The following is a 12,872-nucleotide window of genomic DNA, read 5'->3' as shown; positions in this document are numbered from 1 at the left end:
ATTATTCCTTAGTTGTCTCAACTTCGACATTCAATTTATCTGCTGATTGATGATCATCGTCATCTTCTGTATCACGCATTTCAATTTCTGTATCGTCGCTAGACATCATTTTAACGTCCATACCTAAACTTTGCAGCTCTTTAATCAATACTTTGAATGATTCAGGAACGCCTGGTTCTGGAACATTTTCGCCTTTAACAATTGCTTCATAAGTCTTAACACGTCCAACAACATCATCAGACTTCACTGTTAAGATTTCTTGAAGAGTATAAGCAGCACCGTAAGCTTCAAGTGCCCAAACCTCCATCTCACCGAAACGCTGTCCACCGAACTGAGCTTTACCTCCAAGAGGTTGCTGCGTTACAAGTGAGTATGGTCCAGTAGAACGAGCATGAAGTTTATCGTCAACCATGTGCGCAAGTTTGATCATATACATGACACCAACAGATACGCGGTTATCGAATGGTTCACCAGTACGTCCGTCATACAGGATTGTTTTCGCGTCATTTGCCATACCAGCTTCTTCAATTGTGCCCCAAACATCTTCCTCACGAGCACCATCGAATACTGGTGTTGCAATGTGAATGCCAAGGTATCTTGCTGCCATACCAAGATGAAGCTCTAATACCTGACCGATATTCATACGAGATGGTACCCCTAATGGGTTTAACATGATATCGATTGGCGTACCGTCTGGTAGGTAAGGCATATCTTCTTCTGGTAAAATACGAGAAATAACACCTTTGTTACCGTGACGTCCGGCCATCTTGTCACCTTCAGAAATTTTACGTTTTTGAACGATATATGCACGTACAAGTTGATTCACGCCTGGTGGCAATTCATCGCCATCTTCACGGTTGAATACTTTTACGTCTAAGATAATACCGCCACCACCGTGTGGTACACGTAGTGATGTATCACGTACTTCACGCGCTTTTTCTCCAAAGATAGCATGTAATAGACGTTCTTCAGCTGTTAATTCTGTTACACCTTTAGGTGTTACTTTACCAACAAGTAAATCTCCATCTTTTACTTCAGCACCAACGCGAATGATACCGCGCTCGTCAAGGTTACGTAATGCGTCTTCCCCAACGTTTGGAATGTCACGTGTAATTTCTTCTGGTCCAAGCTTCGTATCACGAGCTTCTGATTCATATTCTTCAATATGAATAGAAGTGTACACATCATCTTTTACAAGGCGCTCACTCATGATGATCGCATCCTCGTAGTTATAACCGTCCCAAGTCATGAAGCCAACAAGCACGTTACGTCCAAGTGCTAGTTCACCTAATTCCATAGAAGGACCATCCGCAAGGATTTCACCTTTTACAACTTCATTTCCAACACTTACGATTGGACGTTGGTTGTAACAAGTTCCTTGGTTAGAACGAATGAATTTTTGCATTTTGTAGCGATCTAAGTCGCCTTTTACTGTTTGACCGTCAACTTCTACATAGCGACGTACCCAAACTTCACGTGCTTCTACGCGCTCAACAATACCAGGATGTTTACAGATTACTGCAGCACCTGAGTCTTTTGCTGATACGTACTCCATACCTGTACCTACAATCGGAGATTCCGGATTCATTAACGGAACCGCCTGACGTTGCATGTTCGCTCCCATAAGTGCGCGGTTAGAGTCATCGTTTTCTAAGAACGGAATACAAGCTGTCGCTGCCGACACTACTTGTTTTGGAGATACATCCATGTAGTCGATGCGTTCTCTATTTGTGACAATGTTTTCACCACGGAAACGAGCTACGATATCTTCACTTAGGAATTCACCTTCGTCAGATAATTTCATATTCGCTTGGGCTACAACATAGTTATCTTCTTCATCTGCCGTTAAGTAATCAACATGCCCTGTTACAAGACCAGTTTCTGGGTCAACACGACGGTATGGTGTTTCAATGAAACCAAACTCATTTACTTTCGCGAACGAAGATAATGAGTTAATCAAACCGATGTTTGGTCCCTCTGGTGTTTCAATCGGACACATACGACCGTAGTGAGAGTAATGAACGTCACGCACTTCAAAGCCTGCGCGCTCACGCGTTAAACCACCAGGTCCTAATGCAGATAGTCTTCGTTTGTGAGTTAACTCTGCTAATGGGTTTGTTTGGTCCATAAACTGAGATAACTGAGAACTTCCGAAGAACTCTTTAATAGATGCAATAACAGGACGAATATTAATTAGTGCCTGCGGTGTAATTGCATTTGTATCTTGGATCGACATTCTCTCACGAACAACACGTTCCATACGAGAAAGACCGATACGGAATTGATTTTGTAACAGTTCTCCAACAGAACGCAGACGACGGTTTCCTAAATGGTCAATATCATCTGTATCCCCTACTTTGTATAGTAGGTTGAAGAAGTAACTGATAGAAGCAAGGATATCACCTGGTGTGATGTGTTTCACATCACGAGTAATGTTTGCATTACCAATTACATTAATTACGCGTTCGCCTTCCGACTCAGGAGCATAAATCTTAATAGATTGCAGCTCAACATCGCCTTCTACCACTCCACCCATTGGTTTCGCTGTTTTGAATCCAATGTTTTTCTCTAAGTAAGGTAAAATGCGATCAAGTGTACGACGATCTAAGATTGTTCCTTCTGCCGCTAAAATTTCACCAGTTTCTGGATCCACTAATGTTTCAGCTAAACGTTGATTAAACAATCTGTTTTTAATGTGTAACTTCTTGTTGATCTTATAGCGACCTACATTTGCTAAATCGTAGCGCTTTGGATCAAAGAAACGAGACACAAGTAAGCTCTTAGCGTTTTCTACTGTTGGTGGTTCACCAGGACGTAGACGCTCATAAATTTCAAGCAATGCTTTTTCTGTGCTATCTGTGTTGTCTTTTTCTAATGTGTTGCTTAAGTATTCGTTATCACCTAAAAGCTCGGTGATTTCTTGATCAGAGCCAAACCCTAATGCGCGTAACAAAACAGTTACAGGAAGTTTACGCGTACGGTCAATACGCACATATACAACATCCTTAGCATCTGTCTCATACTCTAACCAAGCTCCGCGGTTTGGAATTACAGTAGCAGTAAAACCACGTTTTCCGTTTTTATCCACTTTGCCACTATAGTATACGCTTGGAGAGCGAACTAACTGGGAAACGATAACACGTTCTGCACCGTTAATTACGAATGTTCCAGTCTCTGTCATGAGTGGGAAATCTCCCATGAACACATCTTGTTCTTTTACTTCACCAGTTTCCTTGTTGATTAGACGCACTTTTACACGAAGTGGTGCTGCATACGTCACATCACGCTCTTTGCATTCGTCTACAGAGTATTTAGGTTCACCTAAGCTGTAGTCGATAAATTCAAGCGATAGATTTCCCGTAAAGTCTTCAATCGGAGAAATGTCTTGGAACATTTCTCGCAAACCCTCATCAAGAAACCACTGATAAGAAGAGGTTTGAATTTCGATAAGATTTGGTAACTCTAATACTTCACTAATACGGGCATAACTTCTTCGTTGGCGGTGGCGTCCGTATTGAACTAGTTGACCTGTCAACTGCTTCACCCCTCAAATCATGAGTATTATAAATGCACAAAAAAATTTGTGCAAAATCACAAATAAATACAACTACTGCTATTAGCGTAGTCTCTTTCTCTTAAAGATAAATACGTTGAGTCTTTCTACCTGCTCAAAAAAGAAAAATGGCTTCTATAAGAAAACCATCATTCTGTTTCATAATCTGCTGATTTTACTATCTTTTCCAAGAGAAACAAAAATATACATCTTTCTCAACGCAGAAAATCATATATTGGCATTGTATAATGTTAACATAGCCAAAAATAACCGTCAACGTTTTTTTGATTTTATGATATAATATCCTTTTTTCTTTTCTACAACCTCAACTTCAGAAAATACTTCTTCTAGTTTTTTTAGCGCAGACGGTGCACCTTGTTTCTTTTGAATAACAATCCAAAGTTCTCCACCTGGAACTAAATACTCCACAGCTTTTTCTAAAATCTCATGTACGATATCTTTACCCGCACGAATTGGAGGGTTAGATAGAATAGCAGCATACTTACCATCTACATTTTCATAGACGCTACTTTGAAAAATACGTATATTCTCGATTTTGTTATTAGCGGCGTTTTCTTTCGCAAGCCCAAGTGCCCTCTCATTCACATCCACCATGTGAACTTCACGACCTTGAAACTCTTTCGCTAACGACAAACCAATAGGACCGTATCCGCAACCTACGTCTAATATATTACCTTTAATATCTGGCATTTGAAACGCTTCAATTAAAAGACGGGAACCAAAGTCCACTTCGTTTTTCGAGAACACCCCATGGTCAGATAAGAAAGTAAATCGAGATCCACGAAGGGTAAACTCCCATCGCTTACGATCACTTTTACTAGAAGGGTCGTTAGAAAAATAATGGTCTGCCATATGGCCACCTCTTTTCTTTACAGTTAAAAAAAAAGCTCGCATGAGAGCGAGCTTTTTTTAAAGCATCAAAAGTTAATTACTTAACTTCTACAGCAGCGCCAACTTCTTCAAGTTTAGCTTTGATTTCTTCAGCTTCTTCTTTAGCAGCAGCTTCTTTGATTACTTTTGGAGTGTTGTCAACTAATTCTTTAGCTTCTTTTAAGCCAAGACCAGTGATTTCACGAACAACTTTGATAACTTTGATTTTTTGTGCACCAGCGCTAGTTAGTTCCACATCAAATTCAGTTTTCTCAGCAGCAGCTTCTCCAGCGCCACCAGCAACAGCTACAGGAGCAGCAGCAGTTACGCCGAATTCTTCCTCGATAGCTTTTACTAAGTCGTTAAGTTCTAATACAGTCATAGATTTAACTGCTTCAATGATTTGTTCTTTAGTCATTGTAAATATCCTCCCTTAAATAGGTTTGTATTGTTTTATCGATAATACGTAATTATCTTTTAAAAAATTAAGCGCCTTGCTCTTCCTTTTGGTCTGCAACTGCTTTAGTAGCAAGTGCAAGGTTACGGATTGGAGCTTGAAGAACGCTAAGAAGCATAGAAAGTAAGCCTTCACGTGATGGAAGAGTAGCGATTGCTTTAACCTCATCAAGTGTTACAAGTTTACCTTCGATTACGCCCGCTTTAATTTCTAAAGCTTCATGATCTTTAGCGAAGTCGTTTAATACTTTCGCAGGAGCAACTACATCCTCGTTACTGAACGCGATTGCGTTTGGTCCTGTTAAGAATTCATTTAACTCAGCCATTTCAGCAGATTCTGCAGCACGACGAGTTAGAGAGTTTTTATAAACTTTGAACTCAACGCCAGCTTCACGTAATTGCTTACGTAATTCTGTTGCTTCAGAAACTGTTAAACCACGGTAGTCAACAACGATTGTAGATTTACTAGCGCGAAGTTTGTCCGCGATTTCAGTTACAACTTGTTGTTTAGTTTCGATTACTTTGCTCATGTTATTACACCTCCTGTAGATTATATAGAAGATGTACCGAAAGTGCACTAAAAACCTCCATGCCCAACTTGTAGACATGGAGGCATATAGTCACAGAAAAAAGATTCCGCTTCGTATATTAACACCTAGGTAGGAAATTAAGTCTATTGACACCTACTGTCTACGGTACACTAATTAAATTCACAACATAAATGATTATATTAAAACTTCTTTATGAAGTCAACTTCCAAAATTTACGCTAATGTAGAAACGTCTACACGTACGCCAGGTCCCATTGTAGAAGCAACTGTTACGTTCTTCATGTAAGTACCTTTTGCAGCAGCTGGCTTAACTTTTTGTAAAGTGTCAGCAATTGTTTTGAAGTTTTCTACTAATTTAGCATCTTCGAAAGATACTTTACCGATTGGAACGTGGATGTTACCAGCTTTATCAACGCGGTATTCAACTTTACCAGCTTTGATTTCGTTAACAGCTTTAGTTACATCGAAAGTAACTGTTCCAGTTTTAGGGTTTGGCATTAAACCTTTAGGTCCTAATACGCGACCAAGTTTACCAACTTCACCCATCATGTCAGGAGTTGCTACTACTACATCGAAATCGAACCAACCTTGTTGGATTTTACCGATGTAATCAGTATCGCCTACGAAGTCAGCTCCAGCAGCTTCAGCTTCTTTAGCTTTTTCACCTTTAGCAAATACTAATACACGTTGTACTTTACCAGTACCGTGTGGAAGAACAACTGCACCACGGATTTGTTGGTCAGCTTTCTTAGGGTCAACACCTAAACGGAATGCAGCTTCTACAGTTGCATCAAATTTAGCTGTGTTTGTTTTCTTTACTAATTCTACTGCTTCTGTCGCAGAGTAAGCAGCTGCACGATCAACAAGCTTTGCAGCTTCTACGTACTTTTTACCTCTTTTAGCCATTTTTATTTCCTCCTCGAATGTGGTTTTAGCGGAATAACCTCCCACGTTTACGCCTGTTTTCAGGTATAACCTGAGGATGAGCGCCATCCATTTATTTAAAAACGATAATCATTTACGATAATAAAGGTTGCGAATTGGAATTCCAGACCCGCAACCTTTTTTAAAAACAAATCGAATTAGTCTTCGATAACGATGCCCATACTGCGTGCAGTACCTTCAACCATACGCATTGCAGCTTCTACGCTAGCAGCGTTTAGGTCAGGCATTTTAGTTTCAGCGATTTCGCGTACTTTATCACGCTTAACAGTTGCCACTTTATTACGGTTTGGTTCACCAGAACCAGACTCAATACCAGCTACTTTCTTAAGAAGAACAGCAGCAGGAGGAGTTTTAGTAATGAAAGTGAATGAACGGTCCTCAAATACCGTAATTTCAACAGGGATGATAAGACCAGCTTGATCTGCTGTACGAGCGTTAAACTCTTTACAGAAGCCCATGATGTTAACACCTGCTTGTCCTAATGCTGGACCAACTGGTGGAGCTGGGTTAGCTTTACCTGCAGGAATTTGAAGCTTTACCATTTTAATTACCTTTTTAGCCACGAGACACACCTCCTTAAGTCCGTGATGTGGTCAATTGGACAGTGATTTGCCCTCCCACGTCATATTTTATCTGTAAGGATAAAATCTTTCAAAAAACGTCTCCGATAACGAAGACGTACTGACTTAAAAGATATTATCACTTTTTACAATTCATTTCAAGTTTCATTTTATAATTTTTCAATTTGATGGAAGTCAAGTTCAACTGGAGTCTCGCGACCAAACATGTCCACAAGCACGCTAACCTTTTTCTTCTCCACATCAATTTCTTCAATAGCACCTGTATAATCTGCGAATGGTCCCTCATTTACACGTACTGTCTCATGAAGTTCAAAGTCGAAATCAACCACTTCGTTATCCATTCCCATATGTTTCATAATGGTAACAACTTCCTCTTCTAATAGAGGTGATGGTTTAGATCCAGAACCAGAAGAACCAACGAACCCAGTTACACCCGGCGTGTTACGTACAACATACCAAGAGTCATCAGTCATGATTAATTCTACTAATACATAACCTGGGAACACTTTTCTTTTCATTAATTTTTCTTTTCCGTTTTTCATTTCTACTTCTACTTCTTCCGGGACAACAACACGGAAAATTTTATCTTGCATACCCATTGATTCTACACGTTTCTCTAGGTTTGCTTTTACTTTATTTTCATATCCAGAATAAGTATGGACAACATACCAACTTTTTTCCATTCATTTAGGACGAGCGTCCTTCCCTCCCTGACGTACATTTTTTTGCGCAAATGAAAAAACCCGTTCACCGGGCTTTTACACAGTTCTTATAAATAACATTATATCATGGATAAGTGCTTCTTATTCAAGAATTAACCAAGAATTAACCGAATTAAAGAAGAAATGCCCATATCAACTACTGCGAAGAAAATCGCAAAGAACACAACTGTAGCAACAACAGTCGCTGTTGAGCGGAGTAATTCATCTTTTTTAGGCCAACTTACTTTTTTCATTTCGCGACCTACATCGCCGAAAAAGTTCGTTAAACGCATCTGCGGGACCTCCAGTGTATTATTTCAATTATTTATTTTGTTTCCTTGTGAACTGTATGCTGATTGCATGTTTTACAAAACTTTTTTATTTCAAGTCGCTCTATTGAGCTCGTATCTTTCATAGTAGAGTAGTTTCGATTTTTACACTCTTCACATGAGAGTACAACTTTTTTCCTCATTAGTTACACCAACCTTGTAACATTATGTCCCTAAAAATGTATCATACAATAAAAGACAATGTCAATGACATGCATTTTGTACTCTCTACAAAAGAAAACAGGTGATTTATTTTACACCTGTAGCACTTGTTACTTCTTATGAATTTAAAGTTGTACTTTCTCTCATTTCCATATATCGTTCCAATTTCCTCTTTACTCTTTGTAAAGCGTTATCAATAGATTTCACATGCCTGTTTAACTGTTCTGAAATCTCTTGATAAGAACGACCATCTAAATATAAAGAAAGCACTTTCCTTTCTAAATCGCTTAATAATTCAGATATTTTTGATTCTATGTCTGTATATTCTTCCTGGCTAATGATCATCTCTTCAGGATCAGTCACCTTCGCTTCAGAAATAACATCCAATAACGTTCGATCAGATTCCTCATCGTAAATCGGCTTATCTAAAGACACATACGAATTTAAAGGAATATGTTTTTGTCTTGTTGCCGTTTTAATAGCGGTAATAATTTGTCGAGTGATACATAGTTCAGCAAATGCTTTGAATGAAGACAGCTTGTCCTCTTTATAATCACGAATTGCTTTAAACAACCCTATCATACCTTCTTGAACAATGTCTTCTCGATCGGCACCCACTAAAAAGTAAGATCTTGATTTCGCACGAACAAAGTTCTTATACTTGTGAATTAAATATTCTAGAGCGTCAGTATTACCTTTTCGAACTAACTCAACGATTGCCTCATCCTCTAAATCACGAAATGTAACGTCGCCTATACTTACGAAGCCTGCTTCCACCTTGATCCCTCCGACCGCTATTTATTTAGCAATATTATACAGTAAAAAGATAAAGAGCGTCAATGCTTCAACGCTCTCCTCTTCTTAATTTTTCTAATTTTTCTGTAATATCTTTACTAAATATCTTTCGCATGGCGGGCTGCTGTTCTTTCGTGTCTTTTGTGCGCCTTCTTACTTGTTGTTCCATCGCTTGTACTTCCAACTCTAATTCACGCGCAGATTTTCGAAGGGCACCTTGCCCAAATATAACCCATTGTTCTGTATAATCAGAAGTCGCAACATATATTTGTGTATTTATATTTCTAAGCTCTATCGCAAGTTGCTCTATCTTTTCGTCTGCAGTTTGATTCTTTCGTGTGAATATGACTTCTACACGAGATTGTTTCATCTTTTTTTCAATACCATGGACTGTATAGGCATCAAAGACTATCATCACTTTTGTACCTGTATAACCTTGATAATCCGCCATCTTATCAATAAGCGCATCTCTTGATGATTGTAAATCTACATCCCGCAGTTTCTTCAAATCTCCCCAAGCTCCGATAATGTTGTAACCGTCAACGATTAAAATATCGTTCATTTTTTATTTACCAATTTCGTGACGTTTACGATATACCTCATACATTAACAAACTTGCGGCTACTGAAGCATTTAAGGATGTAACTTTACCAACCATCGGTAAAGTGATTAAGAAATCACACTTTTCACCAATAATACGACTCATACCTTTTCCTTCACTACCAATTACTAACCCAATCGGCATTGTACCATCTAAATTACGGTAATCCGTTTTCCCTTTGGCATCTGTACCAGCAATCCAAAGTCCACGCTCTTTTAATTCATCAATTGTACGAGATAAGTTTGTTACGCGCGCAACAGGAATGTATTCAATCGCTCCTGTTGATGCTTTCGCAACTGATGCTGTAAGTCCCACAGCTCTTCTCTTCGGAATAATAATTCCATGAGCTCCTGTTGCATCAGCAGTACGCATAATAGAACCTAGGTTATGCGGATCTTCAATCTCATCTAAAATCAAGAAGAATGGATCTTCATTACGTTTTTCTGCCACTTTGAATAAATCTTCTAACTCTGCATACTGATATGCAGCTACTTGAGCAATTACACCTTGATGATTACCCTCAACTAATTGATCTAACTTTTTCTTTGGTGCATGTTGTAAAATAATCTTATTTTCTTTTGCTAACGCTAGTACAATTTGTACTTGTCCTTTGGCAGCACCTTCTGCGATCCAAATTTTATTAATATCTCTCCCTGATCTTAACGCTTCAATTACAGGGTTACGTCCGATAATATATTCACTAGTCATGATGATGTGCCCCCTTCCTTTTCTTCTAAAACTGCAATTGCCTTATATACAATTTCGTCTAATCTTTCACGATTATTTAATAAATGATGATAACCAATTAGCGCTTCAAAGGCTGTACTATGTCGATATGTTTGTACATCCGTATTTTTCGGAACTGTACCTGAATTTGCATTACGCCCTCTTCTTAATACCGCCTCTTCTTCCTCTGTCAAAAATGCCGTCTCTAATAAATGATAAACAACTTTCGCCTGTGCTTTTGCTGAAACAAAGCTCGTCCCTAAGCGGTGTAATTGATTAGGGCGAACTTTTCCTTTTTGAAGGAGGTGATAGCGGATATATTGTTCATATACCGCATCACCCATATACGCTAACGCCAAGCTGTTTAATTGCTTTGCATCGATCATCCTTATCCTCTTTTCCATCTTGTACCTTGAGCAGTATCTTCTAAAATAATATTACGTTCTTTTAAATCGTCACGAATTTGATCAGACAATGCAAAATCACGATTTTTACGAGCTTCAATGCGCTTTTGGATAAGCTCTTCAATTTCTTCATCCAGTAATTCTTCTTTTGATAATTCTAATCCCAAAATATCAAATAACGTTTCCAGTTGTTTTACGTATGCTTCAATCACAACTTTAGATGTATGCTCTTCAAGTAAATATTGATTTGCATGATTTGCTACGTTGTATAATTCGGTAATTGCATTTGCAGTGTTAAAGTCATCATTCATTGCCTCTTCAAATGCAGTCTGGAATTTCTCTATTTCAGCTAACCATTTCTCATTATGGTCCGTTAAATTCGTACTACTCTCCATACGATGCTTTAAGTTTCCATAAGCTGTTTTAATTCTTTCCAGTCCATTATTCGTACTTTGTAATAACTCTTCACTAAAGTTAATCGGGTGACGATAGTGTACTGATAACATAAAGAATCTAATTAACTGCGGGTCGTATTGCTTAATAATATCGTGAACTAAAATAAAGTTACCAAGCGATTTAGACATCTTCTCATTGTTAATATTAATATATCCATTATGCATCCAGTAACGTGCAAACGTTTTTCCAGTCAATGCCTCTGACTGCGCAATTTCATTTTCATGATGTGGGAAAGCCAAGTCTTGACCACCAGCATGAATGTCAATTGTATCCCCTAAGTACTTACGCGCCATTGCTGAGCATTCAATATGCCATCCTGGACGTCCTTGCCCCCAAGGGCTTTCCCAGAAGATTTCTCCTTCTTTCGCAGCTTTCCATAAAGCAAAATCAAGAGGGTCTTGTTTCTTTTCCCCTACCTCAATACGAGCACCGTGACGTAAATCTGCGATTGGTTGATGTGATAATTTACCGTAACCTTCGAATTCCTTCGTCTTAAAGTACACATCACCCTCTGATTCATATGCATACCCTTTATTCACAAGTTCTTGAATAAATTCAATAATGATATCCATATTTTCTGTTACACGAGGATGAACTGTTGCGTGTTTGCAACCTAGTGCTGTTACATCTTCAAAGTACGCTTCAACAAAACGATCAGCAATTGTCGGTACATCTTCACCTAATTCATTTGCCGCTTTAATTAATTTATCATCTACATCCGTAAAGTTAGATACATATTGCACATCGTATCCTTTGTATTCTAAATAACGACGCACTGTATCGAATACCATAGGAGGCCTTGCATTCCCAATATGAATGTAGTTATAAACTGTAGGTCCGCATACATACATCTTTACCTTATTTTCTTCTAATGGAACAAACTCTTCTTTTTGACGTGTTAACGTATTATAAATGTGAATAGTCATTTTTATCCTTCCTTTCTACCTTTAATTCCAATTGTTTCTTCAATTTATCAAGTTCTACTTCCATAGCCTTTAATTTATCAAAAATCGGATCCGGAAGGTCAGAGTGATTTAATTCTTGACCAATCTTTACTCCATTTTGAATAACGACACGGCCAGGTATACCTACAACTGTAGAATGTGCAGGAACTTCTTTTAATACGACAGACCCTGCTCCGATTTTAGAATTCTCTCCCACAGTAATAGAACCAAGAACTTTAGCACCCGTCGCAATTAATACATTATCCTGAATTGTTGGATGCCTCTTTCCTTTTTCTTTTCCTGTACCACCTAATGTAACCCCTTGATAAATCGTTACATTATCACCAATTTCACAAGTTTCTCCGATTACAACTCCCATTCCATGATCTATGAAAAAACGTCGACCAATTGTTGCTCCTGGATGGATCTCAATGCCAGTAAAAAAGCGGCTCACTTGTGAAACAAAACGTGCAAGAAAGAAAAAATTTCTTTTATAAAAAGCATGTGCAATTCGATGGGCCCAAACTGCATGTAATCCAGAGTAAGTTAAAATGACTTCGAAATAACCTCTTGCCGCTGGATCCTGTTCAAAAACGACTTCAATATCTTCCCGAAGCCTCTTAAACATCGGTGTTCCCTCCCCTTTATGGGCTGCTTTTTTGTCGAGCGAACTAACTCCCCTAACTCATCACTTCTCCCCTAATTCTTTATATAAGGAGATAAATTCTATATTCATACCTATTTACACGGTATAAAAAAAAGGCGTCTCTGTCATATT

15 protein-coding genes and 1 other annotated feature are annotated in these 12,872 nt (G+C 38.5%); all 15 genes read right to left on the bottom strand.

Features of this window, described 5'->3' with window-relative positions:
* Window position 1: 1 nt before the first annotated feature.
* On the bottom strand, window positions 2-3,535 hold the full coding sequence (gene rpoB, locus ACS2QP_RS24730; protein ID WP_000147551.1) for a DNA-directed RNA polymerase subunit beta: 3,534 nt from the start codon (window positions 3,533-3,535) through the stop codon (window positions 2-4).
* Window positions 3,536-3,826: 291 nt separating this feature from the next.
* Window positions 3,827-4,426 (bottom strand): class I SAM-dependent methyltransferase, encoded by a 600-nt coding sequence (locus tag ACS2QP_RS24725; RefSeq protein WP_332285384.1) that lies wholly within the window; start codon window positions 4,424-4,426, stop codon window positions 3,827-3,829.
* A gap of 76 nt (window positions 4,427-4,502) precedes the next feature.
* Window positions 4,503-4,862 (bottom strand): 50S ribosomal protein L7/L12, encoded by a 360-nt coding sequence (rplL, locus tag ACS2QP_RS24720; protein ID WP_000159736.1) that lies wholly within the window; start codon window positions 4,860-4,862, stop codon window positions 4,503-4,505.
* Window positions 4,863-4,929: 67 nt separating this feature from the next.
* A complete protein-coding gene (gene rplJ, locus ACS2QP_RS24715; protein ID WP_000048716.1) occupies window positions 4,930-5,430 on the bottom strand; it encodes a 50S ribosomal protein L10 in 501 nt (166 codons plus the stop codon).
* 39 nt (window positions 5,431-5,469) lie between these two features.
* Window positions 5,470-5,614, bottom strand: a sequence feature (ribosomal protein L10 leader region).
* 49 nt (window positions 5,615-5,663) lie between these two features.
* Window positions 5,664-6,356, bottom strand: coding sequence for a 50S ribosomal protein L1 (gene rplA, locus ACS2QP_RS24710; RefSeq protein WP_001987630.1), 693 nt, complete (start codon window positions 6,354-6,356; stop codon window positions 5,664-5,666).
* A 176-nt stretch (window positions 6,357-6,532) separates the two neighbouring features.
* Window positions 6,533-6,958: a 50S ribosomal protein L11 gene (rplK, locus tag ACS2QP_RS24705; protein ID WP_001085872.1), complete on the bottom strand. Its 426-nt coding sequence runs from the start codon at window positions 6,956-6,958 to the stop codon at window positions 6,533-6,535.
* A 167-nt stretch (window positions 6,959-7,125) separates the two neighbouring features.
* Window positions 7,126-7,659, bottom strand: a complete 534-nt coding sequence (nusG, locus tag ACS2QP_RS24700) for a transcription termination/antitermination protein NusG (protein ID WP_000415794.1) — start codon at window positions 7,657-7,659, stop codon at window positions 7,126-7,128.
* A 131-nt stretch (window positions 7,660-7,790) separates the two neighbouring features.
* Window positions 7,791-7,970, bottom strand: a complete 180-nt coding sequence (gene secE, locus ACS2QP_RS24695; protein ID WP_001241323.1) for a preprotein translocase subunit SecE — start codon at window positions 7,968-7,970, stop codon at window positions 7,791-7,793.
* Window positions 7,971-8,002: 32 nt separating this feature from the next.
* A complete protein-coding gene (rpmG, locus tag ACS2QP_RS24690; protein WP_014481927.1) occupies window positions 8,003-8,149 on the bottom strand; it encodes a 50S ribosomal protein L33 in 147 nt (48 codons plus the stop codon).
* Between the two features lie 136 nt (window positions 8,150-8,285).
* On the bottom strand, window positions 8,286-8,945 hold the full coding sequence (locus tag ACS2QP_RS24685) for an RNA polymerase sporulation sigma factor SigH (protein WP_000387193.1): 660 nt from the start codon (window positions 8,943-8,945) through the stop codon (window positions 8,286-8,288).
* A gap of 67 nt (window positions 8,946-9,012) precedes the next feature.
* A complete protein-coding gene (locus ACS2QP_RS24680; RefSeq protein WP_000997886.1) occupies window positions 9,013-9,525 on the bottom strand; it encodes an NYN domain-containing protein in 513 nt (170 codons plus the stop codon).
* Between the two features lie 3 nt (window positions 9,526-9,528).
* The gene (rlmB, locus tag ACS2QP_RS24675) at window positions 9,529-10,272 is read right to left on the bottom strand and encodes a 23S rRNA (guanosine(2251)-2'-O)-methyltransferase RlmB (protein WP_000200237.1); all 744 of its coding nucleotides are present in this window, start codon (window positions 10,270-10,272) and stop codon (window positions 9,529-9,531) included.
* The gene (locus tag ACS2QP_RS24670; RefSeq protein WP_000564261.1) at window positions 10,269-10,676 is read right to left on the bottom strand and encodes a Mini-ribonuclease 3; all 408 of its coding nucleotides are present in this window, start codon (window positions 10,674-10,676) and stop codon (window positions 10,269-10,271) included. Before ACS2QP_RS24670 ends, rlmB begins: the two co-directional genes overlap by 4 nt.
* Window positions 10,677-10,678: 2 nt before the next feature.
* On the bottom strand, window positions 10,679-12,076 hold the full coding sequence (gene cysS, locus ACS2QP_RS24665) for a cysteine--tRNA ligase (protein WP_332285382.1): 1,398 nt from the start codon (window positions 12,074-12,076) through the stop codon (window positions 10,679-10,681).
* Window positions 12,057-12,722 (bottom strand): serine O-acetyltransferase, encoded by a 666-nt coding sequence (gene cysE / locus ACS2QP_RS24660; protein WP_000476497.1) that lies wholly within the window; start codon window positions 12,720-12,722, stop codon window positions 12,057-12,059. The genes cysS and cysE overlap by 20 nt, the downstream gene beginning before the upstream one ends.
* Between the last annotated feature and the right edge of the window lie 150 nt (window positions 12,723-12,872).

Origin of the sequence: Bacillus cereus group sp. Bce019, from assembly GCF_051781745.1 — a bacterium.
Lineage (GTDB): Bacteria > Bacillota > Bacilli > Bacillales > Bacillaceae_G > Bacillus_A > Bacillus_A cereus.
This window is presented reverse-complemented; position numbering and strand designations above follow the sequence as displayed.

Excerpts from the sequence above, each read along its gene's own strand:
- ACS2QP_RS24725 (WP_332285384.1), bottom strand. The coding sequence starts at position 4,426 with ATGGCAGACCATTATTTTTCTAACGACCCTTCTAGTAAAAGTGATCGT.
- rplL (WP_000159736.1), bottom strand. The coding sequence starts at position 4,862 with ATGACTAAAGAACAAATCATTGAAGCAGTTAAATCTATGACTGTATTA.
- rplJ (WP_000048716.1), bottom strand. The coding sequence starts at position 5,430 with ATGAGCAAAGTAATCGAAACTAAACAACAAGTTGTAACTGAAATCGCG.
- rplA (WP_001987630.1), bottom strand. The coding sequence starts at position 6,356 with ATGGCTAAAAGAGGTAAAAAGTACGTAGAAGCTGCAAAGCTTGTTGAT.
- nusG (WP_000415794.1), bottom strand. The coding sequence starts at position 7,659 with ATGGAAAAAAGTTGGTATGTTGTCCATACTTATTCTGGATATGAAAAT.
- secE (WP_001241323.1), bottom strand. The coding sequence starts at position 7,970 with ATGCGTTTAACGAACTTTTTCGGCGATGTAGGTCGCGAAATGAAAAAA.
- rpmG (WP_014481927.1), bottom strand. The coding sequence starts at position 8,149 with ATGAGGAAAAAAGTTGTACTCTCATGTGAAGAGTGTAAAAATCGAAAC.
- ACS2QP_RS24680 (WP_000997886.1), bottom strand. The coding sequence starts at position 9,525 with ATGAACGATATTTTAATCGTTGACGGTTACAACATTATCGGAGCTTGG.
- rlmB (WP_000200237.1), bottom strand. The coding sequence starts at position 10,272 with ATGACTAGTGAATATATTATCGGACGTAACCCTGTAATTGAAGCGTTA.
- ACS2QP_RS24670 (WP_000564261.1), bottom strand. The coding sequence starts at position 10,676 with ATGATCGATGCAAAGCAATTAAACAGCTTGGCGTTAGCGTATATGGGT.
- cysS (WP_332285382.1), bottom strand. The coding sequence starts at position 12,076 with ATGACTATTCACATTTATAATACGTTAACACGTCAAAAAGAAGAGTTT.
- cysE (WP_000476497.1), bottom strand. The coding sequence starts at position 12,722 with ATGTTTAAGAGGCTTCGGGAAGATATTGAAGTCGTTTTTGAACAGGAT.